The following is a 26,497-nucleotide window of genomic DNA, read 5'->3' on the forward strand; positions in this document are numbered from 1 at the left end:
CGACCATGGCCGGAGGCCTTGTAGCACTTTTGGACGACGTAGCTGCCCTGGTGAAGGTGACTGCAGCATCCCTTGACGACATAGCTCTGGGCGCCGCCAAGGCGAGCACCAAGGCCATGGGGGTGGTGGTCGACGATGCTGCGGTCACGCCGCAGTACGTGGAAGGCATTTCGCCCAAAAGGGAACTGCCGATCATCTGGAAAATCGCGGTGGGCTCCATCCGCAACAAGCTGGTCTTCATCCTGCCGGCCGCCCTGCTGCTGTCCTACTTCGCCCCGTGGGCGCTGACCCCGATCCTGATGCTCGGTGGCGCCTACCTGGTCTTCGAGGGTGCGGAAAAACTTCTTGAAGCCTTCGGCTGGATCAAGCATCACGGCGCCGGCGAAGCGGGCAAGGAGCGTGATGAAAAGTCCATCATCAACTCAGCGGTGCGCACCGACTTGGTGCTCTCGGCGGAAATCCTGGTGATTTCGCTCAACGAGGTAGCCCACGAACCGTTCCTGACCCGTGCGCTGATCCTGGTTGTTGTTGCCGTCATGATGACCGTGGTGGTTTACGGCGCGGTGGCACTGATCGTGAAGATGGACGATATCGGCCTGCACATGGCCGCGAAGCCGCGCAAGCTATCGCAAAAAATTGGCCGCGGCCTGGTCAAGGCCATGCCGATCATCATGTCCGTGCTCAGCAAGGTCGGCGTGGTTGCGATGCTGTGGGTCGGTGGACACCTGTTGCTGGTGGGCATGGACGAACTTGGCTGGCACGCCCCGTACGGCTTTGTGCACCATGTCGAAGTGCTGGTGCATCACGCAACCGGTTCAGCAGGCGCGGTGCTGGGATGGTGCGTCAATACCGCATTCTCCTGCGTGGCCGGATTCATCATGGGCGCGATCATTACGGTGATCGTCCTGGGGATTCAAAAGCTGCGGAACAAGGGCAAGGCCGAGGCCGCCCACTAAGGCCCAAGCCCGGGCCGGCACCCCGCGTACAATGGATAAGTTGCCGTCCCAGGCGCGGTCATCCGCGTCCAGCCAAACTGTCTGGCCGCCATGGAAAGATCGATGCGTGTTGAGTAAAGAACAAAAAGAGCCGGTTGCCGCCCGTCATGCGCGCGGAGCCTATTTCACCCCGGAACCCGTTGCCGCCTTCATGGCGCAATGGGCCCTTGATGGCCAGGCCACCAGCGTCCTGGAACCCTCGTGCGGTGACGCTCAATTCCTTGAAGCCGTGCATCGCGAGCTGGGGGAGCGACAGGGCGGCGTGCAGCTGCTGGGCTATGAATTGCACGAGCCCACCGTGGCCCAGGCCCGCGAGCGGCTGGCCGCCCAGGGAATCAACGCGCGAATTGAACAAGCGAACTTTTTTGATATCGACGGCACCGCGGACATGGACGTGGTGATCGGCAACCCTCCCTATGTGCGCTACCAGCTGCACCGGGGAACGGATCGCCAGCGTTCGCGGCTGGCGGCCAAAGCAGCCGGGGTGGAACTGAACGAGCTGGCCAGCATCTGGGCGGCCTTCGCGGTTCACGCGACCAGCTTCCTGGCACCGGGCGGGCGGATGGCCCTGGTGCTGCCCGCGGAACTGATGTTCGTCAACTACGCCGGCGTGGTGCGGGCGATGCTGCTCGAGCGCTTTGCCACCGTCCACCTGGCAGTCTTTGAAGAACGGCTCTTTACCGACGCCCAGGAAGAGGTGGTGCTGCTGCTGGCCGAAGGCTACCAGCAGGGCCCCAGCGGCCATTTCCAGCTGCATCAATTCCGCAACGCCCAGGACCTGGTCCAGCTCGGATCCGGCACCCGCCACGAACCGCAGCGTGCCGCGGATCGCTGGACCGGTTCGCTGGTCGGGCTCGAAGCCCAGGGCATTCTCGCCGCCGCCAGCGCCCAGGGCCATTTCGCCCCGCTCAAATCCTGGGGCGAAACTTCGCTCGGCGCGGTCACCGGCAATAACAAGTGGTTCACCTTCAGCAGCGATGAGATCCACGAGCTCGGACTGCCGGAAGCGGACCTGATTCGCATTTCACCGCCTGGCTCCAGGCACCTTCGCGGACTGGAGCTAGACCAGCCCGGGTGGGAACAACTGCGGGATCATGGAGCGGCGACCTATCTGTTCAGGCCCTCGGGCCAACCGAGCGCCGCGGGGGAACATCTTGTGGCCAGCGGCGAGCTGTCCAACGTGGACCAGGCCTACAAGTGCAAGGTGCGCTCGCCATGGTGGCGGGTGCCGGTGCTTTCGGTGCCGGATCTGTTCATGACCTATATGAACGCTGATACGCCGAGGCTGACAGCCAACGAAGCCGGCGTGCACCACATCAACTCGATCCACGGCGTTTACCTCGGCGCGGACGTGCGCGAGCTGGGCCGCGGCCTATTGCCCCTGGCCTCGCTGAACACGCTGACCATGCTGGGCGCCGAAATGGTCGGGCGGTCCTATGGCGGCGGGATCCTCAAGCTTGAACCGCGCGAGGCCGACGTGCTTCCGGTGCCTTCCATCGACATGGTGCAGCGCTTCGCACGGGAACTGCACGCCATCAAGCCGCAGGTGCGCGAAATGCTGGCGGCCGGGCATAAGCAAGAAGCCACCGAAGCGGTAGACCGGATCGTTCTGGAACAAATGCTCGAGCTGGATCAGGCAGCGGTGGAAACCCTGCGCGCAGCACGCAGCAACATGCTCGATCGCCGCAAGGCGCGAAGCAAAGCGGTGAAGGGATAAACGTGGCTAATCCTGTGGTTGAGAAAACCCTGGCCTTTGCGGAATTTGATACCACATTGATGTCAGCGGCCAAAGACTCGCCGTGGCTGAGCAACGGCGCGGTCACCGAAGAATTCAACCCGTCCTATTCCGTGCTGGAACGGCTGTTGAGCATTCCGGTGCGCAATAAGGCCGTCACCCGATCCGGGCGCTTTGCCCAAGGCGTGGACGCCTGGCTGGCCCACGAGCTGCGTCGTGCCGGATTCGACGCAGACCTTGTCTGGCCGCGGCCCGAGGCGCCGCGGGTGCTCTCCAGCGACATCTTGGACCTGTTGCGCCGATTGCCGGAGCGATTGGCCGACGAGGTCCACGAGTCGATCATGGCCGGCAAGTCCGGAAGCACCGATGCGAGGATCCTGGGCCGCGCCTACATGAAACAGACCGATGTGGTGATGACCCATTGGTCCACCGGCCCCGAGCTGCTGCTGAGCACCAAGGCCATGACGTCATCGTTCGGCAAGAACCTCGCCAACCGCTATGAAGAAGCCTATGGAGACGCAGCGAATCTTCGCGCGCGGTATCCGCTGGCAGCGGTCGGGTTCTTCTTCGTGCAACGCGCCACCATCCTTGAATCGGAACCGGCGGCCTTCCGCCGCACCGTGGACATGATCCGCAAGCTGCGGGACTTCGGCGATGGGTTTGGCTATACCGCGACCGGCCTGCTGCTGGTCGACTGGGACGATGCCGCGGATAACCCGGAAGTCAGGTGCGTGCACCCTCCGGTGCCCCAGGACATCGCCACGGCGCAGTTCCTTAATGCCATGGTCGACACCGTCCTTAAAGTCACCCCCATCGACCTCCACGAAGCGGCCCGCGCTCGCCGAGCCGGCGAAGTGGCGCCGCTGCCCGGTCATGAATGGGTCGACGAGCAGCAGGACGCCCTGTTCTAGGCTCTAGATCATCCCAAGTGCCGGCATCTGGTCGCCGCGGGGCAGCTGAATGCCCAAAGACGGCCCGATTGTCGGGGCTGTGGCAAAACATGGCGCAGGAATCGCGGCTGGCGGCGCGATGATCTCCACGCGGTCTTCTGCAGCCTGCGGCAAGTTCTCCACCCATTCCCAGGCGGCCCGGGTAGCGCGGTAGATGAACTTCAGCCGGCCTTCCTGTTCGAAGCTGCGTTCGCGGTCCCACATCTCGGAGCGTTCGTAGAAGGCCCAGGAAGCAGGATTTTGCGCATCGATCACGATGATGGGCGTTTTGCCCGAGCGCACTGCGTGCTCCAGGCGCAATGAGGTCACATGCTGGCGGATGCCCAGCCGGCGGTACTCGGGGCGCACGGCCATGCAGCCCAGCTCCACGGCGTTCATCGAGTCGGTGGGTGCGACGATCGAGTCGTGAACCAACCCGGCAGCCACGAGCGTGCCACGGTCGCGCACCGTGACCAGCAGGCTGAGCCGGTCGAATTTCTGGTGCCAGCGCTGGTCGATGACAGGGTAGAGCTGTGCCAATTCTTCACGCTGCTCTGGCAGAATGCAGAGCGGTGACAAGGAGAAGTTCAGGTTTTCAAACACTGGGTACGGTCCTAGAGAAAAAGAACGAACGAAAAATGAGGCTTTTGCGCGACCAGGTCTGACCTGCCGTGCGGTTTCGTTGGCCTTGAGGGGACCGATGCCGGCGGCTTCCGGCAACTTCCTTGTAGGGTCCAGTTTGAGCTCGATGAGCTAGAAAAATTATGGAGCCTAAAGTCCCGTTTTGACAAGTGGAAACAGCTACTTTCAGGTGACATGAAAATAAACTATTTGGCGCGGTTTTTCCGGGCTGATCATGTGGCATATCCGGAGGCGGAAAGGTCGTCGTGCGGCTGGGTCTGAGCGCGTCTGCCGCGGTGCGCTCTGCCGCTTGAAGCAGGCTGCCGATTTGGTGCGCGAGTTATCACCAGCTAAGATCATTTAGGTGCTTGGCCCTGCGGTCAAAGCGCAAGTATGGATCTTTAGCTCAGTTGGTTAGAGCGTTCGCCTCACACGCGAAAGGTCGCTGGTTCGAGTCCAGTAAGATCCACGAAAAAATGCCACCAGAGATGGTGGCATTTTTGCGTTCATGGAGCTTCGCCATGCGAAGCGGGCTCTAGGCCCCGAGCAATTCGTGGACGCGGGGCTTCACTTCTTCGCCCAGCAGCCTAATGCTGTTCATCATGGCCTCATGCGGCAATGATCCGGCTGAGTACTTGATGTCAGCGCGGGATAGCCCGAGTTTCCTGGTGGCCGAGGCGAGCTTCGAAGCCACGGTTTGCGCGCTGCCGGCCATCATTGCCCCCTCCGGCCCCATGGCGGCCTGCAATCGCATCTTGCTCGCGGGCGGCCATCCGCGCTCGGCGCCCAGCCGGTTCATGGTCCGCTGGTAATGAGGCCAGAGGGTTTCCAGCGCTTCCTCGTCGCTGCCGGCCACCAACCCGTGGAAGTGCGCGGCCACCGGTTGTTCATCGTGCCCGAATTCCTTGAGGGAACGTTGGTACAAATGCACCAGTCCTTCAAAGCCCGAGGGCTGGCCCCCGATGATGGCCAGGAACAGCGGAAGCCCGTGGCGCGCGGCGCGAACAACAGACTGCGGGCTGCCACCGACGCCCACCCAAGTGGTCAGCGGCTGGTTCTCCAGCAGGGGATAAACCTGCTGGTTGCGCAGCGCGGAGCGGTGCTTCCCGTGCCAGACCACCGGATTTCCATGGCGCAATCTGGCCAGGAGATCCAGCTTCTCCTCGTAGAGCGCTTCATAGTCATCAAGCTCGAAGCCGAACAAGGGGAAAGATTCAATAAAAGATCCGCGCCCGGCCACGATTTCGGTGCGCCCCTGGGAAATGGCATCGAGGGTTGCAAAGCGCTGGTACACCCTGACCGGATCATCGCTGGAAAGGACCGTCACGGCGGTGCCCAGCTTGATCTGCTTGGTGGTGCTGGCCAATGCGGCCAATACGATTTCCGGGGATGACACGGCATAATCATCGCGATGGTGTTCGCCGACGCCAAAGAAGTCCAGATTCGCTGCTTCGGCCGCCTGGCCCTGGGCGATGACGTTGCGAATCACTTGCGCATGGGTCAGCGGATTGCCCTGGGCGTCCTCGCTGATGTCGCCAAAGGTTTCGGCGCCGATCTCCGGCAAGAGAAGTTTGCTGCTCATCAATGACCTCCGATATGTATGCAAAAGCATCTAAGTTCAAATGCTTGCAACCACCATCGGGCCAGCGATATTCCGCAGGCGGGAATTGCCGGGAAATGTGTTCGGCGCTACCTAGTGATTTACGCACGTTCACGCGAACTTATTGCCCATGGGTTGTATCGTAAATTGCATGGGAAAGCATTGGCTGAGGGGGCAAAATTAGTGGCGCATCGATCTGACGAAGAGCATGGTGCAGTGCCACCACGGATCGGCGAAGATCCGGCGCCATCGGCCGGTGCACTACCTCGTATTTCCACCAGTGAAATCAACATGGGCTTTCACCCGGAAGAACCGCTAGAAGAGCCGCCCACTGCTTCTGAGCTCCCGCTGAACACGGCAGTCAGCGCCAACGTGGCCGCTGCCGACGCCTCGGATATCGAGTGGCGCACCGGCCAGGTCCACACCACCGATGAAGGCATCACCCTGATGCCAACGCGCGCCAACCCGGTTGCGCGCCGGCTGCTGGCAAAAATGTGGATCTCGGACACCCCGCCAACCCAGGCGCTGAACATTGTCGAGCGTCTGCAGGGAACCCCTTACGCCAATCCCAAGGTCAACGACCAGCAGGACGCTTCATCGCGCCGCACCATGGAATTCGCCCTGGACTTGGGAGAGACCCTGATCCGCTACGGCGCTGGCGCGTTGGAAGTGGAAACCAGCATCATCGCGGTGACCGCAGCGCTGGGCTTGAGCCATTTGGACGTGGACATCACCAACCAGTCCTTGCACTTGAACTACAGCCCGCCTGATGCCGAAAGCTATTCGGTATTGCGCGTGGTCCGTTCCTACACCTCCAACTACGCAGGGCTCGTCCTGGTGCATGAGCTGGTCTCGGACATCATCGCGGGCGGGGTGTCGCGCAGCGCTTCGGCCAAGCGCCTGAAAGAAATTACGCGCCGGCCAAAGCCCTTTCCCCGGTGGATTGTCGCTTGCGGGCGTGCCCTGTTCGCAGCGGCATTTGTGCTTTTCATTGGCGGCTCATGGGCTGGTGCGCTGGTGGCCATGTTCTCCTCCAGCCTGGTCACCCAGATTGGCCGATACGGCTCGCGCTGGCGGGTCCCGGAATTCTTCACTATTGCCGCATCGACGATGGTCATCACCGGCATCGCATTGATTGGGCATCAGCTGCATGCTCCGTTGGATCCGGCGCTGGTGGTTTCCGGCGGTATCCTGCTCTTGCTGCCTTCGGGGCGGTTTGTCTCGGCGCTGCAAGATGCGATCAACGGTTTCCCGGTGACTGCGGTGGGGCGCTTGTTCTCCGCCAGCCTGACCTACGGGGCGATCTTGAGCGGCATTGCCGCCGCCTTGGTGGTCTCCGATGTGCTCGGCGGCGGGGAAGTCGATGTACACCAGATCGTGACTACCGAGTACCCCGCATGGCTCTTGGTCGTGCTGGTAGCTGTCGCCATTGTTGCCGGTGCCATTACGGAGCAAAGTGCGCTGCGCTTGCTGCTGCCTACCGCTGGCATTGCGGTGGGCGGCTACCTCGTGCAGCTGCTCGCCGAGAACATGGGCCTGGGCGACCGTGCGGTTCCAGCACTTGTCGCCACGGTCGTCGGCTTTGCGGCTCGCTTCGCATCAGACAAATTGCGCACGCCGCAGCTGGTTCTGGCAGCACCGGCGGTCATGTTCCTGCTTCCAGGCCTCATGATCTTCCGGGCCATGTACGGCATCGTGATCAACGTCGATGACATGGCTACAGGTCTCGTTGAGATGTTTAACGCGATGGCCATCATGCTCTCCATCGCCGGAGGAGTCGTCTTCGGTGAAACCCTATGCCGCCCGCTAACCTCTAACGCCCGGCGCGAACGGCGACGCATCCGCCGCCGCTAGGCTGGCGGCAAACTCCAGTCAATCGGCTCTTGTCCCTGTGCGGACAGGAGCCGATTGGCCTCTGAAAAGGGTTTTGAGCCGAAAAATCCCCTCGAAGCCGAGAGCGGCGATGGATGGGCGCTTCGCAATTGCGGCAGATTCCCCAGGGCAGGCGAGAACTTCTGTGCATGATTGCCCCAGAGAATGGCGACCGGGGGAGCGGAACGCTCGTTCAGCGCGGACAGCAGGGACGCAATGATTGGTTCCCACCCGATCTTTTGGTGTGAACCGGCCTGGCCTGCGGTGACCGAAAGCACCTGGTTGAGCAGCAGTACCCCGCGTTGCTGCCAGGCACTCAAATCAGGATGCGACGCAGGGGTGATCCCCAAGTCGGCTTCGAGCTCCTTGTAGATGTTATTCAACGAGCGTGGCAAGGGGCGGACACGCTTGTTGGCCGCAAAGGCCAATCCGTTGGGATGCCCCGGTGTCGGGTAGGGGTCTTGGCCGATGATCAGGACCTTGACCTCAGCTAAAGGCAAAGATAGTGCGCGGAACATCACCTCGGGATCGGGGAGCAATGTTTCGCCTCGTGATGAACGTTCGGTTAATTCGAGGGCAAGCTGGCGAAGATTTTCATCTTGCTTGCTGAGCGCAGGAACCCAATCTTGAGCAATAAATCCGTGGTCGGCCATGGATTGCGCGCCGTGGAAGAACGGGAATTCTGCTGGTTCATACACGGGTGCCGGCGGTGGCCCAGGAGCCTCGAACAGGGGTTCTTGCATTTCATCCATAGACGCTATTGTTCCGTTTTTCTGGCGTGCCTGTGCCAGGCCACACGGCGATAGCTAAAGAGATTGGTTAGAATGTCGGTGGTATGTCTACCAATGGTGGAGTACATGCATGAATGAAATGCGCAAAAACTGAGCCGAGGACAGAGGTGAGAACGGATGGCTGAGAAAGAGTTGTTGGTGGATTTTGTGATGAACCCAGACTCGGAACTCGACGAACGTTCGCAACAGATCCTGAGCTTGGAAAAATTGTGGTGGAAGTATGCCGGAGCCAAGGAACAAGCGATTACCAAGCAGTTCTCCATGTCTCCAACCAATTACTATCAGCTGCTGAACCAGCTGATTGAGACGGATGCGGCGATGGCCTACGACCCGATGCTGGTTAAGCGACTGCGCAGAACACGTTCAACAAAACGTCGTGTGGGCGGTAAGGTCGGCTCGGGACGATAACCCAGCCTGCCGTGACCAGTCAGACCTCGAGCAAGGACAAGAATGACCAACTACCCGCGTGACGAATTTGATCGCGTTCCGGAGTTCAACACCCGTGTCGGTTCACACCATGCGCACGGATGGGCGCAGTCCGCGGCCTCAAAGTCAACCGGTGGCAAATTGCTGTGGGTAGTGCTGACGGCCGTGATCGTCCTGGCCATCGGCGTAGCATCCTTCATCTTCGGCCCCCAGCTCAAAGACAGCCTCGCGGGCCCTTCCAGCGATGAGAGCTTGCAGTCCCAAGGCGGCGGGGAGTCTGCCGATAGTTCTCAGGAGGCTTCACCGAGCGAATCCGCATCGCCATCCAGCACCATTGATGAAGCAGACGTGCTCTTTGGCCAGAAGATCGGCGTGTACAACGGCGCAAATGTTGCCGGCGTCGCGGGTGCTGGCGAAGAGGCCATGGCAGAAGCCGGGTTCACCAACATCGTCGCCGATAACTGGAGCAAGCCGGCGGATGTTTCCGCTGTGTACTACATGTCAGAGGCCTACCGCACCACCGCGGAAAAAGCTGCTGAAGTCCTTAATATTGACGAAGTTCTGCAGACCAACAACATTCCCGATCGGGTCAGCGTCGTGCTGGGCACCGATGACCCGCTGGGGCTGAACGAATAATTCGTTCATAAATTCCCTTCGCTCAGAGCCGACCGGCTTGCACTCGCCATGCGAGAGTGCCAATATTTGTATTAGCACTCTTACGCTGTGACTGCTAACGCCGGTCGGTTTTTGCGTTCCCTGCGGAACGCGAGCGCACCGGTTAGCGCCATGGCGGATGGAGCGTGGAAAATACCTCAGATAGCGAGAGTTGAAACGGTTGCCGGCCCGATGCCGCACCGGTCCACTCGTCCGTCGCGGGCGCTGTCTGTCGGTTGCATTTTCGCAAAATCGTCCCGAAAGGACCGAAAGCCACTATGGCCAAGATGATTGCATTTGACGAGGAAGCACGCCGCGGACTCGAGCGCGGACTGAACACCCTTGCTGACGCGGTAAAGGTGACCTTGGGCCCACGCGGCCGCAACGTTGTTCTAGAGAAGAAGTGGGGCGCTCCTACTATCACCAACGACGGCGTGTCCATCGCTAAGGAGATCGACCTCGAAGATCCTTACGAGAAGATCGGCGCAGAGCTGGTCAAGGAAGTTGCCAAGAAGACTGACGACGTCGCTGGCGACGGTACCACCACCGCTACCGTGCTCGCACAGGCACTGGTCAAGGAAGGCCTGCGCAACGTTGCTGCAGGTGCCGACCCGATCGCACTGCGCCGCGGTATCGACAAGGCTGTAGAAGCCGTCACCGCAGAACTGTTCGCCGCAGCGAAGAAGATCGAATCCAAGGAGCAGATCGCTGCTACCGCTTCGATCTCCGCTGGCGACAAGGAAATCGGTGGCCTGATCGCTGAAGCTCTCGACAAGGTCGGCGAGCAGGGCGTTATCACCGTTGAAGAGTCCAACACCTTCGGCCTGGAGCTGGAGCTGGCCGAGGGCATGCGCTTCGACAAGGGCTACATCTCCGCTTACTTCGTCACCGACGCAGAGCGCCAGGAAACCGTCCTGGAAGACCCATACATCCTGATCGTCAACTCGAAGATCTCCTCGGTCAAGGACATGGTTACCTTGCTGGAGAAGGTCATGCAGTCGAACAAGTCGCTGCTGATCATCGCCGAAGACGTCGAGGGCGAAGCCCTGGCCACCCTGATCCTGAACAAGATCCGTGGCCTGTTCAAGTCCGTTGCCGTCAAGGCTCCGGGCTTCGGCGACCGTCGCAAGGCCATGCTGACCGACATCGCCATCCTGACCGGTGGCCAGGTTGTTTCCGAGGAAATCGGCCTGTCCCTGGACAACGTTGGCCTCGAAGTTCTGGGTACCGCCCGCAAGGTCGTTATCACCAAGGACGAGACCACCATCGTTGAAGGCGGCGGCGAAGCCGACGCAATCGACGGCCGCAAGGCCCAGATCGCAGCCGAGATCAAGAACACCGACTCGGACTACGACCGCGAGAAGCTGCAGGAGCGCCACGCGAAGCTCTCCGGCGGTGTCGCTGTGCTGAAGGCCGGCGCTGCTACCGAGGTGGAGCTCAAGGAGCGCAAGCACCGCATCGAAGATGCCGTGCGCAACGCCAAGGCAGCCGTTGAAGAAGGCATCGTCGCCGGTGGTGGCGTTGCACTGATCCAGGCTGGCGCTGCTGCATTCGCAAAGCTTGAGCTGGAAGGCGACGAAGCAACCGGCGCGAACATCGTTCGCGTTGGCATCGAAGCTCCACTGAAGCAGATCGCACTGAACGCTGGCATGGAGCCAGGCGTTGTCGCCGACAAGGTCAAGGGCCTGGCCGCTGGCCACGGCCTGAACGCTGCCACCGGTCAGTACGTTGACCTGCTGGAAGCTGGCGTGAACGACCCAGTGAAGGTGACCCGTTCGGCACTGCAGAACGCAGCTTCGATCGCTGGCCTGTTCTTGACCACCGAAGCTGTTGTTGCAGAGAAGCCAGCTCCTGCTGGCGCTGCCCCAGCCGGTGGCGATGACATGGGCGGCATGGGCGGAATGGGCGGCTTCTAAGCCCTCCATGCTGATCTAGTGCATCACCTGCGCTGATGGCCTGGTACCTTCGGGTACCAGGCCATCAGCAGTTAACGTGGCGAATACGGGCTAGAGCATCCAGCTCTGCAGATGCTCCAGCTCTCGACCCAAGTTGGTCCGCGCAGCCGATTCCCACCGTTCGCGCCCAGCTGCCGTAGCGTAAATCGAGACCTTGGCCAGCAGGGCCGAGAGTATCTTGCTGCGACCTTCAGCCAAAACGTGGCGGGGAAGGTGGGCATACTCTTGATAGATCGCATGGGCATAACGTTGATAGGCCGGTTCGGGGCGGGCCAATACTTCCAGGTCCGCATCGCACAAGATCCGTCCCAGGCGGTCCGTTTCGCCCGGGTTATGTCCCGCGGTCAGCAAGATCAGGTCGCTGATCGCGCCAACAGCAGCCGGAGAGAGCACCCCGTCTAGTCTTTCACGTGCCAGCACTGCAGATTTGAATTCATCCTCGCTGGTCCCTTCATATACCGCGTCGTGGAACCACGCCGCCAGCTGTACCAGCAGGAGTTCTCCAGGTGAAAGCTTTTCACCGAGGCGATCCACCGCTTCGAGCACCGAAAGCAGATGGACGCGGTCATGATAATAACGGTGGTCCTGGGACCACATCTCGAGCAGCTCCTGGCCTAGCTGCGGCTCGGTCGGCAACGTCCGCGACCACCGCCGGCGCAATATGGCGTTGAGCTTTTCAGGGCGGTATTTGGCAGGGATTCGCAAGCCCGAGGCGATCAGCGCGCGCACCAGCTCGCCGCCGGTGACTTCCTTCGCACCGGCCTGGACAAACTGTTCATAGCGTTCTGCAGGGACGTCGTAGTGGTCCTTGTCGAACGCCCGCGGCGAGATTTCCTGCTGTGCGGCGAATTGATGGAGTTCCTCCAGGGAGGTGTCCGAGACCAAATGGGCAAAGACGGTGCCATGCGCAGGCCAACGCGGCGGGTCGATCAGAATGCTCATGAGCCAAGCCTACTGATCAACCAGCCGCAGCGCAGTTGCCGATCAGTATCGGAACAGCGACGTGTTGACCTGTTCAACTTCCTCGTACTGCATCGAGGCATGATTCAAGGCGCTGGCGATGCTGCTGAGCGCCTCTTCGATCTGCACGTGCGTGGAACGCCATTCGGCAACGATGGACTGGAATGAAGCGGCTGCTGAACCTTGCCAGGTGCTTTGCAATTGGTCCAGATTCATCTGCATGGTCGAGACCTCGTGGCGCAATCGATCAATGGTATTCATGACTGCCTGGGACTTAACCTGCATCTCGCCGGTATTAGTGGAGAACGTGCTCACGGACCTGGTCCTTTCCTTGGTGGCTGTATCGAAAGCTCGATGCAACCAATCTAGAAAGCCGTCCAGCGCCGTCGAGGGAAGCGAGCGCTGAATGTGGATAACACCGCGCGGTGCGGCCCGGCGCTCAGTCTTCGATCTCCGGCTCTGGCCGTTCGATCAGTGGCACGTATGGCAGGGAAATGGACATGGTGGCACCGCCACCGGCAGTTTCAGCCAAGGCGACCGATCCGCCATGCTGCTGGACGATGGCAGCAACGATGGCCAGCCCGAGGCCCGAGCCGCCGGTTTCCCGCTGGCGGGAGCTATCTGCGCGGTAGAAGCGCTCAAAGATCCGCTTGGCATCTTCTTCTGGGATGCCGGGCCCGTGGTCCCTGATCTCGATGACCGCGTCCATGGCGCCGGCCACCAGCGAACGCACCCCGACGGCAATCTCCAGGGGCGTGCCCTCGGGAGTGTAGCGCAGCGCATTGGTCAGGAGATTGGCGATGATCTGGCGGATCCGAGCGTCATCGCCCACGGTGCTTGCCGGGCTGGGGCGATCGCTGGTCAAACCGACGAGCTTGACGGCACGGTCTGGCGCCCGCACCTTGGTGTCTTCCACGGCGTCCTGGCCCAGGACCAGCAGATCCACCGGCTGCTTCTCCATTGGGCGCTGCTCATCCAGGCGGGCAAGCATGAGCAGGTCCTCAACCAGGCGGGCCATGCGCTTGGATTCGGCTTCGATGCGCCCCATGGCCGAGTCCATGGCTTCGGGGTCCGCCAGGCCGCCGTAGCGGTAGAACTCGGAGTATCCCTGGATGGTGACCAGGGGAGTGCGCAGTTCATGCGAGGCATCCTGGATGAAGCGGCGCATCTTGCGTTCAGAGGCCTCCCGGTCATGGAAGGCCTTTTCAATCTGGGCCAGCATGGCGTTCAGCGAACGGGAGAGCCGGCCGACCTCGGTCTCCGAAGGATAGTCCTTCACACGCTGGGACAGGTCACCAGCGGCAATCATCGAGGCGGTGCGCTCCACGTTGTTCAACGGCTGCAGCGACCTGCCGGTAAGGCCGTAGGCGATCATGGACATGACCAGTGCGGCGAGCAACCCGGTAGAAAGCACCAGCACTGCGGTCTGGCGCACCGTGGAGTTCACGGTATCCAGCGGCAGAGCCAGGAACAGGTTGAGGTTGCTGCTTTCCAGCGGCACCATCATGGTTCGCCAGCCGGAGGACGTGGGGAAGCTGCCGGGCACGGTGGAAGGAACCAGGGGGGTGGCTGCCAGCTGCTCGATTTGCTGGGGATTGAGCAGCGGCAGATCCGAGGTGCTGCTGGGGCTCACCCGCGAACGCGGCATGATGTAGACGATCTTGCCTTCTTCATCACGGATGTCGGCGTAGGAGCTATTGAGGCCCAGCAAAGTCGGGTCGAAGTCCCCGTTCCCGTCGGAGCCGTCGTTGTCATCGAGGGAATTCACGTAGGCCTTGTTAAGCCCGTAGGCCATCGTGGGCCATGAAGCATTGAGCTGGTCATCGATCTGGTTGGTCATCGAGATCTTCAGCGTATGCGAAGAACTGAGCGCGGTCGCGAAGATCGCGATGATCATCAGCCCGAGCATGACGGTGACGAGCTTGGTCCTCATAGAGGTTCGGCGCCATTTGGCTCGAATCGACTTCATATGCAGACTTTACAAGGCCTTCGTGTTCCTCCGTGAATTACTAGCGGCGATCCGGGGTGCGCATCAGGTAGCCGACACCGCGCTTGGTCTGGATCAAGGCCGGCCATTCCGGACGGTCCACCTTGCGGCGCAGGTAGGAGATGTAGGACTCGACGATCGACGCGTCGCCGTTGAAGTCGTATTCCCACACATGATCCAGGATCTGCGACTTGGAGAGCACCCGGTTGGGGTTCATCATCAGGTAGCGAAGCAGCTTGAACTCCGTGGGGGACAGATCGATGATCTCTCCGGCACGGCGCACCTCATGGGCATCGTCATCCAGCTCAAGATCGGCGACGACGATCGTGGCATTCTCCTCTTCGCCGCTCGCGGTGCGACGCAGAACGGCACGGATGCGCGCCACAACCTCGTCGAGGCTGAATGGCTTGGTGACGTAGTCATCGCCGCCGACGGTCAGGCCGGTGACCTTGTCGCTGGTGTCATCACGCGCGGTGAGGAACAGAACCGGGAAATGGCGGCCTGCCGCGCGGAGCTTGCGGGTAATGGTGAAGCCATCCATGTCCGGGAGCATGACATCCAGGACCGCCAGATCCGGTTCGTCTGCTTCGACCGCGGCCAGTGCCTCGCGTCCGTTGGCAGCTGCAACAACCTCGAAGCCGGCGAAACGCAGCGACGTGGAGAGCAATTCGCGGATATTCGGTTCGTCGTCAACAACGAGAAGTTTTGCTTCAGTGGGTTTTGCACTCATGAACCCCAGTCTGCACAAGAAGTCTGGGAGTCTGCTGAATGATTGCTGATTCTGGTTCTTCAGGTGTTGCGGCGCTTGGCGATGTTGCTGATGACAACGGCCGCGGCGAGGATAAAGGCCACCGGAAGTCCCCAGACAGCAAAGGCCATGACCACTGGCGGAATTGTGATGTTCTGGAAGTAGAGAACCAGCGTGGCAATCAAAGCGAGAGCCGAAATGACGGCAATGATGATTGCCAACCGGGAAATAACGGTCATGGTTTTTGATGTTGTGCTCACGGCTTCTAGCTTAGCCTCGACCAGGGGTGCCCAGAGTGCCTTGCCGACCCTCGGTGCGCAAAGATGAATTCAGTGCTTCAGGGATGACATAATCTTAGGTAAACGACTTGAAGCGATTTCGTACGTTGAGTACCCGGCAAGAAGCTAAGAAGAACCCCGGCTGTGACTCCGCGAAATCGTACATATGAATATGCATCGCGCTGAGCAGGCCTCGGCGGTGCATTGGGCTAAAGAACGAACGAGGTAAATGATCATGCCTAGCGGCAAGGTTAAATGGTACGAAAAGGCCAAGGGCTTCGGTTTTATTACCGCAGAGGATGGCAAAGAGATCTACGTCAATGCGGCTGCGCTGCCCGAGGGCGTTCATGATTTGCGCCCTGGCACCAGATTGGAATTTGGTGTCGCTGAAGGCCGCCGTGGACCCCAGGCACTGAGTTTGCGCCTGCTGGAACAAGCTCCTTCGGTGGCGCGCGCCAAGCGCAAAAAGCCCGAAGCCGAAGCAGTTCTCATTGAAGATCTCATCAAGTTACTCGACAACGTTTCCAATAGCTTGCACAAGGGGCGTTATCCTGAACAGGCATATGGCAAGAAGGTAGCTACCGTGCTTCGTGCGGTAGCCGACGATCTGGACGCATAAATAATGGCCCGTAAACCCAAGTTGGACACCATCCTCGCCGACGCAGTGGACGCTGCACGCGGCGCGCTCGCCGATATTGCCAGCGCGCAAGAAATCGGCGACCACCTCGGGGTCATGGCGGAAGGTGAGCGACTTGTCACCCATCGTTTTGTCTCCCATAAAAAGGGGTATCAAGGATGGACCTGGTTCGCTACCCTCGCACGGGTTCCTCGGGCCAAGGTAAAGGATCTCACCGTCTGCGAAGTCGGCATCATTGCTGGTGACGATTCGCTTTTGGCTCCTGCCTGGGTGCCGTGGGCAGACCGGCTGGCCAAGGAAGAAATCGAAGCTGCCAAGGCCGCGGAAGCTGCCGAGGAATCCGGCGAGTCCGAAACCGACCAGCCGCAGGACGCCGGTTCGGACTCGGATTCCGAATCCGGCCAAGCCGCCGATGATGCATCGCCAGCCCCGGAGCAAGACGCCGAAGAGCTGGATGACGCCGATGAGCCGGATGACGCCGAATCGGAGGACGCACCGCACAAGTCGCCGGCACGACGTCAAGTTCGACGCCGTCGCACCGCTCAGCGCACCGCGGCCCGTCGGCGGGCAGCGCAGCGCAACCGCACGCGCAAAGAAAACCAATAGCTTAAACAGCGGGAGGGGCTCCGGAGAACATCTGTTCTCCGGAGCCCCTCCCGCTGTTTTACGAGCTAGAGCTGTTCGATGACAAAGTCGATGCACTTGAGCAGCGCAGCAACATCGCTTGGCTCGATGGCCACAAAGGTGGCAATGCGCAGCTGGTTGCGTCCCAGCTTGCGGTACGGTTCTACGTCCACCACGCCATTGGCGCGCAGGGCCTTGGCAATCGCCGAAGCATCGACCGAGTCATTGAAATCCACCGTGGAAATGACGTTGGAGCGGTGAGCCGGGTTGGCTACATAGGGCGAGGCGATCGAGGAGGCTTCTGCCCAGGCCTGAATCAGGCCTGCGGACTGTGCGGTGCGATCCGCAGCCCACTTCAGGCCGCCGTTGGAATTGATCCACTTGATCTGGGCGTCCAGGCCAACCAGAGTCGTCAACGACGGAGTGTTGTACGTCTGGTTTTTCAGCGAGTTATCCAGAGCCGTCTTCAAGTTCAAGAAGTCTGGGATCCAGCGGTCGGTAGCGGCAATTTCCTCAATGCGCGCGATGGCTGCCGGGGAAACGAAAGCCAGCCACAGGCCTCCGTCCGATGCGAAGTTCTTCTGCGGAGCGAAGTAGTAAACGTCGGTCTCGGCTAGATCCACGTCGAGGCCGCCTGCTGCGCTGGTGGCGTCAATGACGATCAGGGCATCTTCGCTGGCTCCGGCAACACGCGTGATCGGTGCCGCGGCACCGGTCGAGGTCTCGTTGTGCGGCCAGGCGTACACATCGACGCCGGCTTCAGCGACCGGTTCCGGAACGGTGCCGGGCTCGCCAACGATAATCGTGGAAGATTCCAAGAATGGAGCCTTGTCGGTGGCCTTGGCGAACTTCGAGCCAAATTCACCGAATGACAGGTGCTGCGCCTTGGAGCGGACCAGGCTGAATGCTGCTGCATCCCAGAATGCGGTGGAGCCGCCAACGCCCAACAGGACTTCGTAGCCCTCAGGCGCGTTGAACATTTCCTTGAGGCCGTCCTGAACCGAAGCTACGAGGTTTTTGACCGGTGCCTGGCGGTGGGAGGTGCCCAGCAACTTGGATCCGGCGTCGGCGATGGCCTGAACCTGTTCTGCGCGTACCTTGGAAGGTCCCGCACCGAATCGACCGTCGGCGGGCAGAAGGTTTTGTGGAATTTTGATGTCCGTGCTCATCGCGCTCCTCTTGTAGCGATAGATTGAAGTGCCTAACAGGCCACCGATGCCCATGGTTCGGAATATTCAAGGGTGGCCGTGGCGTTTCAATAAACATCTTTGCAAATAGCAAGGGCACGTGAGAAAAACGCGACCGTCGGTTACGAAATCTGCTGGGCGGGTTACATCCGCTTTCTGTCCGATAAACCAAGTAGAGTGGGGTATCGACGCCACGTATTATTCGAGCGAACTTAACTGTTGTGACTTCCAGGAGCGGCTGCTGTGTCTGATCTTATTGATACAACTGAGATGTATCTGCGTACCATTCTTGAACTTCAAGAAGAGGAGATCGTGGCTTTGCGCGCCAGAATTGCAGAACGTCTTGGCCACTCGGGTCCAACGGTGTCCCAGACCGTAGCCCGCATGGAACGCGATGGCTTGGTGGTCGTGTCTTCAGATCGCCATCTTGCGCTGACTGAAAAAGGTCACGAATTGGCAACGAGCGTGATGCGTAAGCATCGGTTGGCGGAGCGCTTGCTCTCGGACATGATCGGCTTGGACTGGGAGTATGTTCATGACGAGGCTTGCCGCTGGGAGCACGTCATGAGCGAGCGTGTGGAGCGCCGTCTCTACGACCTGCTGGGCAAGCCGACGGTGTCTCCTTATGGCAACCCGATCCCGGGCCTGGAGGTCCTCGGCGGACCGAGTGTGGCTGAAATCTCATATGAAGTCCAGAATCTGGATGACGCGCTGCTCGCGGGAAATATTGGCCCGGTGGCCATTGAGCGCTTGGCTGAGCCGATCCAAACAGACCCAATCCTGCTCGGACAACTGAACGAAGGCGGAATTCGGCCTGGAGCAATTGTCACTTTGGAACGAGCAGATGATTACGTAGTGGTCCGCGTGCAGGGTATCGAGGGCGCCTTGGAGCTGCCAGTCGAGGTTAGCGGACATGTATTTGTGCGGGCGCAAAAAAGATAACGAAATTGTAACTTTCCCGGATGACCGGTAACGTTAGTGACTGATGCCGTCGATCTGACCGGCATCGCCCGACTCCGTCGCGACCGCCTAGTGTTGCCCTGCGCCGGAAGTCGGTTACCAGTATTTGAGGGCAACAACGGGGGACCCACTACTTCGGCGTGCAAGCGCCTTGGGGTGAAGCTCTGCTTTATGCAGGCCGGTTCATTCTCCAGAACCGAACCCGACAGCTAACTTCGTAGGCGCAACAGTGAGAGGAATGTTTTGGTAGAAACCAAGACTGCGGGACGACGTCGCGCTGCTGGCACCGAGGCTGATGTGATCACCGAGATCGCTGCTTCGGCAACCCAGCGCACGAGTGGACGCCGCGCATCACGCGCCGCTGAAGCCGTCCCAACTATTAGCCCGGCTAAGCCGGTTCATGCAGATTTCGTGGGTCGACGTTTCGACTCAATTCAGCGCTACGGTGTTGCACCAACCCAAAAAGAGCTGGCGCATAAGGCCGCGGACAGCAATGTTGTCGCTCTGCCTGGCGCTGTAGAGGTCCAGGCTTCCAGCCCGGCTCCGGTCCAGGCATCCAGCAACGTTGAATTCATCTCCAGCGTCAAGGCTAAAGTCCGCAAGACCAGCCGCCTTGGGTTTACCCACAAGGTCGCTGCGGTCGCTGCGGTTTCCGGTTTGGCCTTGGCTGCTGTTGCACCACAGCTGTCAGGCAATACTGGTGAAGAAGACAAGGCAGTTGCCGCCGCTGAGCGCACTGCGACCTCGGCCGTTGTTGACGTGAAGGCTCCGGGCAACGCTGCGGAGCTGTCCGTGGAACGTGCCGCGTTGTCCTCGAAGCTGAGCCCAGAGGTCAAGAGCGAAGAGAAGTTCTCGGACATCATGACTGCCTCGGGTGGCGACATCACGAGCATCAAGGAAACTGCTGGTTTGCTTTCCGCACCGGTGACCACTCAGCGAATTACCTCATCCTTCGGGCATCGCAAGAACCCAACCGGGGCTGGGTACATGATCCACAGCGGTACCGACTACGGTGTTCCCAGCGGAACCAAGGTCTACGCTGCAGCAGATGGTGTTGTTGAAGTTGCTGGTTGGGCTGGACATTCGGGCAACCGAGTCACCCTGGATCACGGAAGTGGACTAGAGACCGGCTACAGCCACAACAGCAAGGTACTGGTTAAGGTTGGCGACCACGTTAAGCGTGGTGACGTCATTGCGTTGGCCGGCACCACGGGAAACTCAACCGGGCCCCACGTGCACTTTGAAGTGATCGTCGACGGGCAGTTCAAAGACCCAGCCGGATGGTTATAACGACGTTCGTCACTATTCCGTGATCAAAACGTGACATTTCAAAAATCATCCTATAGGCTTATATCCGTGCCATGGGAAACCCTGGGCAACTTTGCGTGAGAACCGAGCACTGCCAACACGCAATGAGCAGTTATACACAACTCGTACGGCAGTGGCGGGGGAACCATCATCGGGTCTTTAGCTTTGGCTAATAACCCTAGGGGTGAAGTGGATAGAGAAGGAAACTTCGAATCCACCGAGGTAACTCCACTTCGAACCCGACAGCTTACCTCGTAGGTATCAAGGAGAGGCAATAATAGTGACCAAGAGTCATACTCATGGGCGTCGCCGTGCTGACGTACCACGCACTAACTCGCTAGAGGCGATTTCGCAGGCTGTATCTTCGAACGCTGGTTCAGTGGGCCGTCAGGCAGCAGTAGTTGCTGCAGCATCGGGTTTGATCGTTGCCCTGGGTGTTCCAGGTCAGGCTTCTGCCCCACGCGATGTTTCGGCATCGCCAGTTGACACCATCAACCCCGAGCGCGTTGCAGTCAAGTCGGTTAGCGTTGCTGCCGGCAAGGACGCTTCGGTCGACATTGAGCGCGCAAGCTTCACCGCTAAGGAGAAGCCAAAGCCAGTCGTCATCGCCGTGGCCAATGACGTTGAGCCAACCACCAGCAGCGACTCCGCTACTGCGGACCCGATGGCTCCTATGACCCGCGATAGCCGCGCCGGCCGTACCCAGCCAAGCGAAGCAGCTCAGCCAAAGGCCGAGGTGAAAACCGAAACTCCGGTACAGACCTCGAACCTTTCCGGCATCGCAGCAACTGCTGCCAAGTATGTCGGCGTTCCATACGTTTGGGGCGGCAACACTCCTGGCGGCTGGGACTGCTCCGGCTTCGTCAAGTATGTATACGCGCAGCACGGCATCAACATTGCCCGCGGAACTTCGGCCATCCTTGGATCCGGCCAGTTCAAGCGCACCAGCAACCCTAAGCCAGGCGACCTGGTCTTCCAGAACGGTGGCGGCCACGTCGGCATCTACCTGGGCGGCGGCCAGATGATCGGCGCGCAGAACCCAACCGTGGACACCATTGTCGGTTCGGTAACCCGCAACCCGCTGTACGGCTACTACACCTTGGCTGGCTAATTTTCACAGCTTTTCATAGGCCATCGAACGAATCAATCGTTCGGTGGCCTATGTTCGTTTAAACGTCAAAACAGGTGAACTGCACAAGGCAGGGAAGTGAAAAACGCTTGATTTCTTTCTCGGATGCGCACTAACTAGCAAAGTAATCGAATAGGCTAGCGAGTAGAGACACTCCGATTAGAACGCGAGCTCCATCAATGCCAGATGGTAGCTATCGGTTCAAGAAGGAAGTACCAAGCATGCGAACACTGGTTTTAAACGCAGGATACGAGCCCTTAGCCGTCGTGACTTTCCGACGAGCACTTTTGATGGTCATGGCCGACAAGGCGACCATCGTTCTCCAGGATGAAGGCTCGCCTGTTCGCAGCTCACACGGACAGTTACCCAGACCAACCGTCATTGTCTTAAAACGCTATGTGCGACGCCCCTACCGCGACATGCTTCATGTCACGCGTAGGGGCGTTTTGCGTCGTGATGCCTACACCTGTGCCTACTGCGGAAAATCCGCTAATACGATCGACCATGTCATTCCACGGAGCAGGGGAGGCAAGAACACTTGGGAGAACCTCGTCGCTGCATGCCTGCACTGCAACAGCCGCAAGGCTGACAAGATGCTCTCCCAGCTGGGCTGGCAGTTGCGCATTACACCGCATCGGCCGCGGATGGGCGGCCATCTCGTATCTGGGCTCCAGCATATCGATGCCGCGTGGGACGAATTCCTGCAAGCAAGCTAGAGCCGTCGGGCCACATGCTGTAGGGACAGAACGCGCCGTTGATCAGCTGCTGGCTTTCTTGATGAGCTGGGGGAGTACGTGCTCACGCAGCAGAGGTGCCAAATCATCTCGCTTCATGGCATCTTCGGGCATGATCCACAACAGTTCTTCGAGCTCCGCTAGCGGCGACAGCGTGCCGTCGTAGTGCGCAGTAAATAACGATGCGTGAATAGAGGTCTGATCCTCATTGGCCGCCGGGCCAACCCAGACGCCGTTGAAGTCCAGATCCTCGGCTGCAAATTGGATGCCCAGCTCTTCATGAATTTCTCGAATGACAGTTTGTAACGGCGATTCTCCAAACTCCGGTTTTCCGCCAGGCTGCATGAATTTCGAGGTGCCACGTTTCCGCACCAAGAGGATTTGTCCTTGGTTGTTGATTAAACATACCGCTGATATCGTCAAATTTTTCTTCACCAAAACACAATATCGTGTGTATCCAAACGACATTGGTGGTAACGTGCTTAAATGGATCTCCAACGTTTTTAGTTGTAGTTTATGGGCGGTCGCCTTACTCGCAGTAATTAGACCACAGGCTCATAGCTACCAAGAATATTGGAACAGGAAGATCGATCCATCTAATTTACAGAACAATGGAGCAATAATGCGACGGGGTACAAATCTAGGCCGTTTGGGAGACTTCAACCAAGCGGTCATTCTTGAATCGATTCGACGCGCGCCTGAGGGAATCAGCCGTGTCGAGCTGGCAGGATCTACCGGTCTGTCTCCACAGACTATTTCGAACGTTGTGCGACGTCTGCTGGATGACGGAATCGTTCGAGAAGACCGCACGATTGTATCCGGCCCAGGTAAGCCTCGCACCGTTCTGGAGCTTGAAGGCAACCGGTTGGTCTCCATTGGCATCCACCTTGACCCCAGTGTTCTGAGCTTCGTAGCAATGAACCTCCGCGGCGAGGTCTTGCGCGAACGCCGCATCGAAGTTCCCAACTTGGAAGTTGCAGCGGAAACGATCCAGCTGATGGCCACCACGGTCAAGGAACTGATCGCTGAAATCCGCATTCCAAAGAAGCACATTGTTGGCGTCGGCATCGCCGTGCCAGGTCCAGTCAACGTCGAAGACGGCGTGGTTCTCAACCCGCCTCTGCTGGACGGTTGGGCCGACGTTGAACTGGTCAACCCGCTGCGCAAGCTTCTGCGTTTGCAGGTCATCATCGAAAAGGACACCATTGCATCGGCCGTGGGCGAGCTGTGGCAGTCCAAGGAAGAGAAGAACAACGACTTCGTCTTCATCTACTGCGGCCATGGCTTTGGCGCTGGCCTTGTCTTGAACAACGACGTGCACCACGGAGCCAGCAACAACGCCGGTGAAATCGGGCACTACTCCACCGGCCACAAATCGTTCACGTGTGAAGAATGCGGTGCTGATGACTGCTTGGCAGCAGGCACTTCGTACGAATACATTTCCAACCAGGCCAAGGAACGCGGTCTGGAACTGCCAACATACGAAATCGTTGGCCCGGAACAGCGCGCTGAAGGCATGAACCGCCTGTACGAATTGGCCCATGAAGGCAACAAGGTCGCCAAGGAACTGGTTTCTGAAACCATGACCATGGTTGCCGAAGTTGCAGGACAGCTTGCCAATTCGCTCGATGTCCGCGAAGTCGTTTTCGGTGGCCCGCAGTGGGACAAGGTACGCGAACTAGTCGAGGACGAGGTCCGGGAGGCTATCGAGCGTCGCTTTGCGCTACGAGGAGTTCACGAGATTGAGACTCGCACCTCCGAACTTCGTTCGAATGTTGGTGCCGTCGGTGGCGCTTGCGTAGTTATGGATGCTTCGTTGTCGCCAAAGGCAACTGCATTGCTACTTCGCTAAACCGCTTAGCTATAACCAAGTAAGGGTACGTTCTTATCGGACGTGCCCTTATTTGCTGTCACGAGCGAGTAGCGAAAAAGTATGGAGATACCAAAAGAGCTTTGCTGCCAGAATAAATCTGGTAGCAAAGCTCCATTTGTGCCCCTGGCCGGAATCGAACCGACGGCCTACCCTTTAGGAGGGGGTCTGTAGATCCTTTATAAACATTGGCTAAGGGCTAGATGGATTACGAAAAAGTTACGAAGATCTCTAGGCCTTACGCGCCAATGCCTCGAAAACTTTGTTGATTCGCGCGGCGCTATCGTGCTTATCAGCGTCAAAGAGTCCGGCGTAAGTATTCAAGGTAACCGTAGCGTCTTGGTGCCCGGCAATTTCCTGCACTACTTTCACGTTAGACCCAGCACTAATGTGAAGCGATACAGCCGTGTGTCGTAAGTCGTGGAACGTGAGATTAGGAAACGGATCATCTACAGGTGCTGCGGCTATCGCCGCGCCTTTGGCCTTAGCAAACCTGCTGCCCGCTTTCGTGAAAGATCCATGACGGATGAAGCCACCATTAGGAGCATCCCACACACGGGCCTCTGCGGGCCTATCGGCAATACGCAGGGCCAGCATATCGGCCAAAGCCTTAGGGAGCGGTACGGAGCGCTCTACGCCCGTCTTAGTGGTGCCTAGGGTAACCGTGCCCCTAACGTCGGAATACGCCCGGCAGACGCGTAGCTGTGGCTGCCTGCCTAGCTGGACATCCTGAACTTGCAGAGCAGTGACCTCACCAAAGCGCAGGCCGCAAAGGCCTGCTGTGAGGATCATATCGGTGTAGCCGTCGCAGTTGTCGGCGAGCGCTCGGAGCTGGGCCATGGTCAGATAGACATGCTCTTTCGCCGTCTTAGGGCGGGGGATGTAATCAGCGCGGCCCACGGCATCCTTGGCCGGGTTATATTGAATGTACTGCTTGCGGACAGCGTGATCCATGAGTGTTCGAAATTTCTTGGCGACCTCTTGGCGCAGCGAGGGGGAGGCGGGGCCTCCGGTCACGCCCTGTAGCGTGCTAATCCAATCCTCCACATCGTTGTAATGAATGTTGCCCAATGGGGCGGTGCCCCATTTGGGCGCAATGTAGTTCTTATAGATGGCGTCGTAGCTGCTCATGGTCTTAGGGCTGGAGGGGCTACCGCCCCTAGCTCCACCCGCTAGCAGACGCTCGCGAAACTCTGGCCACAGCATTGAAACAGTGGTGCGCTGGCCCTCTTTGAAATCAACAGTTACCCCGGCGCGCTTCTCCGCGAGACGCTTACTGTGCCAAGTCTCCGCCGCCTCTTTGGTGTCGAAGCGTTCCGTTATCCGCTTGCCCGCTTTGGTTGTGTAGTCGGCACTCCAGCGTTTGCCGCGCTGCTCGGCTTTGGGGACTCCCTTGAATCTGTCTTTGACTGCCATATTTGAAGTATCCCATAAGTTACGAAAGAGGGTAGGTACTCGCGCCGGGGGCGCGAGTCCATGAGATAGGTGAGCTAATTGAATTGGATGATTATTAGCCAGTGGGCTTGGGGGTTCACTTATGCTTGGGTGCTGTTGGTCACAAGGCCATGCAATTTCTAACAATGCGACAGTCTTGTAGAAGTGAGGCAGGGTTTACCGCTGCCTACTACGGTTTGACAAAGGTTTCTGCGTCAACTAACAATTGTCCTTGTGTTACCTGAACGGTAGCACCTGCATCAAGAAGCGGCGAGAGATAGCACTCTGTGACCCGCTGGCAATCCGAGGCCCAATGGCCCACGGTGCCCCTCTGCTATTGGATGCGCCCCCGTTTTTGTAGGAGGAAAAACCACTATGACCATAGGTCTATCTGAATCCCAACCCATGACGGCAGCTGAAGCTCGGAAGCTAAGCGGCAACACGTGGCTTAGCCGCCGCGAAGCGGCTAAGTATCTGGGCATCGGTGAACAGACGCTAGCAAACAACAAGGCTAGTGGCCCCAAGCTTTATAAGGCCTTCGGGCAGGTTCGCCATAAGCTGGCGGATCTGGATCTCTGGATGGAGCAGCGCCTTGCCAGCTAACGCGCTCAGTCTTTCCAAGCATCAGAGGCTAGCGCTCAAGGCTCTAGAGGCCCTTGTTCCACCGGGCGGAGGCCCGGTGTCGAGGCGGGATCTGAGCAGAGTCACAGGACTAAAGCACGGGCCAGCTGGCCTAGCAATGTGCGATCTGGAATCCATGGGGCTAATCGAGATTGAGCGCTACCACATTCAAGGCATGGCTAATCGTGTGACGCTGTGCCGTTAGCAGGTGACCGGCGAGCAGGTGGAGGCCTCACTCCGTGGGCCTCGCTGGCAGGGCCGGCAGAGCCTGTGCGACGGTGCGCAGGAGGGGCTAAACCCATAGTAGTCACCTCCGTTATTTTCGGTAGCCCGATCGGCGTACATCCCGCCACTTATACCGGGGATCCGTGGATCTCTCTTACTTATTCCACAGAAAAATCCTCTACACGCAAGGAGGTGTAAATTATGCCCAAAATGATCA

The 26,497-nt window shown here is 59.1% G+C and carries 26 protein-coding genes, 1 tRNA gene and 2 riboswitches; of the genes, 16 read left to right on the forward strand and 11 right to left on the reverse strand.

The window, feature by feature from the left end:
• The first annotated feature begins 5 nt into the window (after positions 1–5).
• The 3 genes from AOZ07_RS03235 to AOZ07_RS03245 all read left to right on the forward strand — a co-directional run bounded on the left by AOZ07_RS03235 (position 6) and on the right by AOZ07_RS03245 (position 3,641).
• Positions 6–956, forward strand: a complete 951-nt coding sequence (locus AOZ07_RS03235; protein ID WP_060700684.1) for a DUF808 domain-containing protein — start codon at positions 6–8, stop codon at positions 954–956.
• Positions 957–1,062: 106 nt separating this feature from the next.
• Positions 1,063–2,712, forward strand: coding sequence for an HsdM family class I SAM-dependent methyltransferase (locus tag AOZ07_RS03240; RefSeq protein WP_060700685.1), 1,650 nt, complete (start codon positions 1,063–1,065; stop codon positions 2,710–2,712).
• 2 nt (positions 2,713–2,714) lie between these two features.
• Positions 2,715–3,641: a hypothetical protein gene (locus tag AOZ07_RS03245; protein WP_236995249.1), complete on the forward strand. Its 927-nt coding sequence runs from the start codon at positions 2,715–2,717 to the stop codon at positions 3,639–3,641.
• 3 nt (positions 3,642–3,644) lie between these two features.
• Here the strand turns inward: AOZ07_RS03245 and AOZ07_RS03250 are convergent, their stop codons facing one another.
• The gene (locus AOZ07_RS03250; protein ID WP_194943778.1) at positions 3,645–4,262 is read right to left on the reverse strand and encodes a GNAT family N-acetyltransferase; all 618 of its coding nucleotides are present in this window, start codon (positions 4,260–4,262) and stop codon (positions 3,645–3,647) included.
• 413 nt (positions 4,263–4,675) lie between these two features.
• Between AOZ07_RS03250 and AOZ07_RS03255 the strand changes: the two genes are divergently transcribed.
• Positions 4,676–4,749: transfer RNA gene (locus AOZ07_RS03255), tRNA-Val, on the forward strand.
• Between the two features lie 66 nt (positions 4,750–4,815).
• On the opposite strand, the gene AOZ07_RS03260 is transcribed toward AOZ07_RS03255, so the two are convergent.
• On the reverse strand, positions 4,816–5,862 hold the full coding sequence (locus tag AOZ07_RS03260; protein ID WP_060700688.1) for an Atu2307/SP_0267 family LLM class monooxygenase: 1,047 nt from the start codon (positions 5,860–5,862) through the stop codon (positions 4,816–4,818).
• 201 nt (positions 5,863–6,063) lie between these two features.
• Here AOZ07_RS03260 and AOZ07_RS03265 point away from each other — a divergent pair, with 201 nt between their 5' ends.
• Positions 6,064–7,734 (forward strand): threonine/serine exporter family protein, encoded by a 1,671-nt coding sequence (locus AOZ07_RS03265; protein WP_060700689.1) that lies wholly within the window; start codon positions 6,064–6,066, stop codon positions 7,732–7,734.
• On the opposite strand, the gene AOZ07_RS03270 is transcribed toward AOZ07_RS03265, so the two are convergent.
• Entirely contained in the window at positions 7,731–8,504 is a 774-nt protein-coding gene (locus AOZ07_RS03270; RefSeq protein ID WP_236995250.1) for a uracil-DNA glycosylase, read from the reverse strand. The genes AOZ07_RS03265 and AOZ07_RS03270 overlap by 4 nt on opposite strands.
• Positions 8,505–8,660: 156 nt before the next feature.
• On the opposite strand from AOZ07_RS03270, the gene AOZ07_RS03275 reads away from it, so the two are divergent.
• From AOZ07_RS03275 to groL, 3 genes are all read left to right on the forward strand, one after another.
• Positions 8,661–8,951 (forward strand): DUF3263 domain-containing protein, encoded by a 291-nt coding sequence (locus AOZ07_RS03275; RefSeq protein WP_060700690.1) that lies wholly within the window; start codon positions 8,661–8,663, stop codon positions 8,949–8,951.
• Positions 8,952–8,993: 42 nt separating this feature from the next.
• Positions 8,994–9,605 (forward strand): LytR C-terminal domain-containing protein, encoded by a 612-nt coding sequence (locus tag AOZ07_RS03280; RefSeq protein ID WP_060700691.1) that lies wholly within the window; start codon positions 8,994–8,996, stop codon positions 9,603–9,605.
• 296 nt (positions 9,606–9,901) lie between these two features.
• Positions 9,902–11,539 carry a chaperonin GroEL gene (groL, locus tag AOZ07_RS03285; protein WP_060700692.1) on the forward strand — a complete coding sequence of 546 codons (1,638 nt, stop codon included), beginning with the start codon at positions 9,902–9,904 and terminating at the stop codon, positions 11,537–11,539.
• Positions 11,540–11,629: 90 nt separating this feature from the next.
• On the opposite strand, the gene AOZ07_RS03290 is transcribed toward groL, so the two are convergent.
• The 5 genes from AOZ07_RS03290 to AOZ07_RS03310 form a co-directional block, all read right to left on the reverse strand.
• The gene (locus tag AOZ07_RS03290) at positions 11,630–12,520 is read right to left on the reverse strand and encodes a DUF4031 domain-containing protein (RefSeq protein WP_060700693.1); all 891 of its coding nucleotides are present in this window, start codon (positions 12,518–12,520) and stop codon (positions 11,630–11,632) included.
• 42 nt (positions 12,521–12,562) lie between these two features.
• Complete coding sequence (locus AOZ07_RS03295; RefSeq protein WP_022874761.1) at positions 12,563–12,853, reverse strand: WXG100 family type VII secretion target; 291 nt, start codon at positions 12,851–12,853, stop codon at positions 12,563–12,565.
• 124 nt (positions 12,854–12,977) lie between these two features.
• On the reverse strand, positions 12,978–14,471 hold the full coding sequence (locus tag AOZ07_RS03300) for a sensor histidine kinase (protein ID WP_236995251.1): 1,494 nt from the start codon (positions 14,469–14,471) through the stop codon (positions 12,978–12,980).
• Positions 14,472–14,547: 76 nt separating this feature from the next.
• On the reverse strand, positions 14,548–15,255 hold the full coding sequence (locus AOZ07_RS03305) for a response regulator transcription factor (protein ID WP_060700695.1): 708 nt from the start codon (positions 15,253–15,255) through the stop codon (positions 14,548–14,550).
• A gap of 59 nt (positions 15,256–15,314) precedes the next feature.
• Positions 15,315–15,533: a hypothetical protein gene (locus AOZ07_RS03310; protein ID WP_194943779.1), complete on the reverse strand. Its 219-nt coding sequence runs from the start codon at positions 15,531–15,533 to the stop codon at positions 15,315–15,317.
• 253 nt (positions 15,534–15,786) lie between these two features.
• On the opposite strand from AOZ07_RS03310, the gene AOZ07_RS03315 reads away from it, so the two are divergent.
• Positions 15,787–16,170, forward strand: coding sequence for a cold-shock protein (locus AOZ07_RS03315; protein WP_060703278.1), 384 nt, complete (start codon positions 15,787–15,789; stop codon positions 16,168–16,170).
• 3 nt (positions 16,171–16,173) lie between these two features.
• Positions 16,174–16,794 carry a DUF3027 domain-containing protein gene (locus tag AOZ07_RS03320; RefSeq protein ID WP_060700697.1) on the forward strand — a complete coding sequence of 207 codons (621 nt, stop codon included), beginning with the start codon at positions 16,174–16,176 and terminating at the stop codon, positions 16,792–16,794.
• A gap of 65 nt (positions 16,795–16,859) precedes the next feature.
• Here AOZ07_RS03320 and serC read toward each other — a convergent pair whose 3' ends face one another.
• Positions 16,860–17,981, reverse strand: a complete 1,122-nt coding sequence (gene serC, locus AOZ07_RS03325) for a phosphoserine transaminase (protein ID WP_060703279.1) — start codon at positions 17,979–17,981, stop codon at positions 16,860–16,862.
• 261 nt (positions 17,982–18,242) lie between these two features.
• Here serC and AOZ07_RS03330 point away from each other — a divergent pair, with 261 nt between their 5' ends.
• The 4 genes from AOZ07_RS03330 (at position 18,243) to AOZ07_RS03345 (ending at position 22,112) form a co-directional block, all read left to right on the forward strand.
• Positions 18,243–18,941 carry an iron-dependent transcriptional repressor DtxR gene (locus AOZ07_RS03330; protein ID WP_060700698.1) on the forward strand — a complete coding sequence of 233 codons (699 nt, stop codon included), beginning with the start codon at positions 18,243–18,245 and terminating at the stop codon, positions 18,939–18,941.
• A 91-nt stretch (positions 18,942–19,032) separates the two neighbouring features.
• Positions 19,033–19,198: riboswitch (cyclic di-AMP (ydaO/yuaA leader) on the forward strand.
• 4 nt (positions 19,199–19,202) lie between these two features.
• Positions 19,203–20,249, forward strand: coding sequence for a M23 family metallopeptidase (locus tag AOZ07_RS19015; protein WP_060700699.1), 1,047 nt, complete (start codon positions 19,203–19,205; stop codon positions 20,247–20,249).
• 123 nt (positions 20,250–20,372) lie between these two features.
• A riboswitch (cyclic di-AMP (ydaO/yuaA leader) is annotated at positions 20,373–20,543 on the forward strand.
• Positions 20,544–20,646: 103 nt separating this feature from the next.
• Positions 20,647–21,378, forward strand: a complete 732-nt coding sequence (locus tag AOZ07_RS03340) for a C40 family peptidase (protein ID WP_236995252.1) — start codon at positions 20,647–20,649, stop codon at positions 21,376–21,378.
• Between the two features lie 239 nt (positions 21,379–21,617).
• Positions 21,618–22,112, forward strand: a complete 495-nt coding sequence (locus AOZ07_RS03345; RefSeq protein WP_060700701.1) for an HNH endonuclease — start codon at positions 21,618–21,620, stop codon at positions 22,110–22,112.
• A gap of 42 nt (positions 22,113–22,154) precedes the next feature.
• Here AOZ07_RS03345 and AOZ07_RS03350 read toward each other — a convergent pair whose 3' ends face one another.
• A complete protein-coding gene (locus AOZ07_RS03350) occupies positions 22,155–22,565 on the reverse strand; it encodes an NUDIX hydrolase (protein ID WP_084793117.1) in 411 nt (136 codons plus the stop codon).
• Positions 22,566–22,752: 187 nt separating this feature from the next.
• On the opposite strand from AOZ07_RS03350, the gene AOZ07_RS03355 reads away from it, so the two are divergent.
• Positions 22,753–23,982 (forward strand): ROK family transcriptional regulator, encoded by a 1,230-nt coding sequence (locus AOZ07_RS03355; RefSeq protein WP_060700703.1) that lies wholly within the window; start codon positions 22,753–22,755, stop codon positions 23,980–23,982.
• Positions 23,983–24,231: 249 nt separating this feature from the next.
• Here the strand turns inward: AOZ07_RS03355 and AOZ07_RS03360 are convergent, their stop codons facing one another.
• On the reverse strand, positions 24,232–25,416 hold the full coding sequence (locus tag AOZ07_RS03360) for a tyrosine-type recombinase/integrase (protein ID WP_060700704.1): 1,185 nt from the start codon (positions 25,414–25,416) through the stop codon (positions 24,232–24,234).
• Between the two features lie 393 nt (positions 25,417–25,809).
• Here AOZ07_RS03360 and AOZ07_RS03365 point away from each other — a divergent pair, with 393 nt between their 5' ends.
• Positions 25,810–26,037 carry a MerR family transcriptional regulator gene (locus tag AOZ07_RS03365; protein WP_060700705.1) on the forward strand — a complete coding sequence of 76 codons (228 nt, stop codon included), beginning with the start codon at positions 25,810–25,812 and terminating at the stop codon, positions 26,035–26,037.
• The last annotated feature ends 460 nt before the right edge of the window (positions 26,038–26,497 follow it).

Origin of the sequence: Glutamicibacter halophytocola (genome assembly GCF_001302565.1) — a bacterium.
Classification (GTDB): Bacteria; Actinomycetota; Actinomycetes; order Actinomycetales; family Micrococcaceae; genus Glutamicibacter; species Glutamicibacter halophytocola.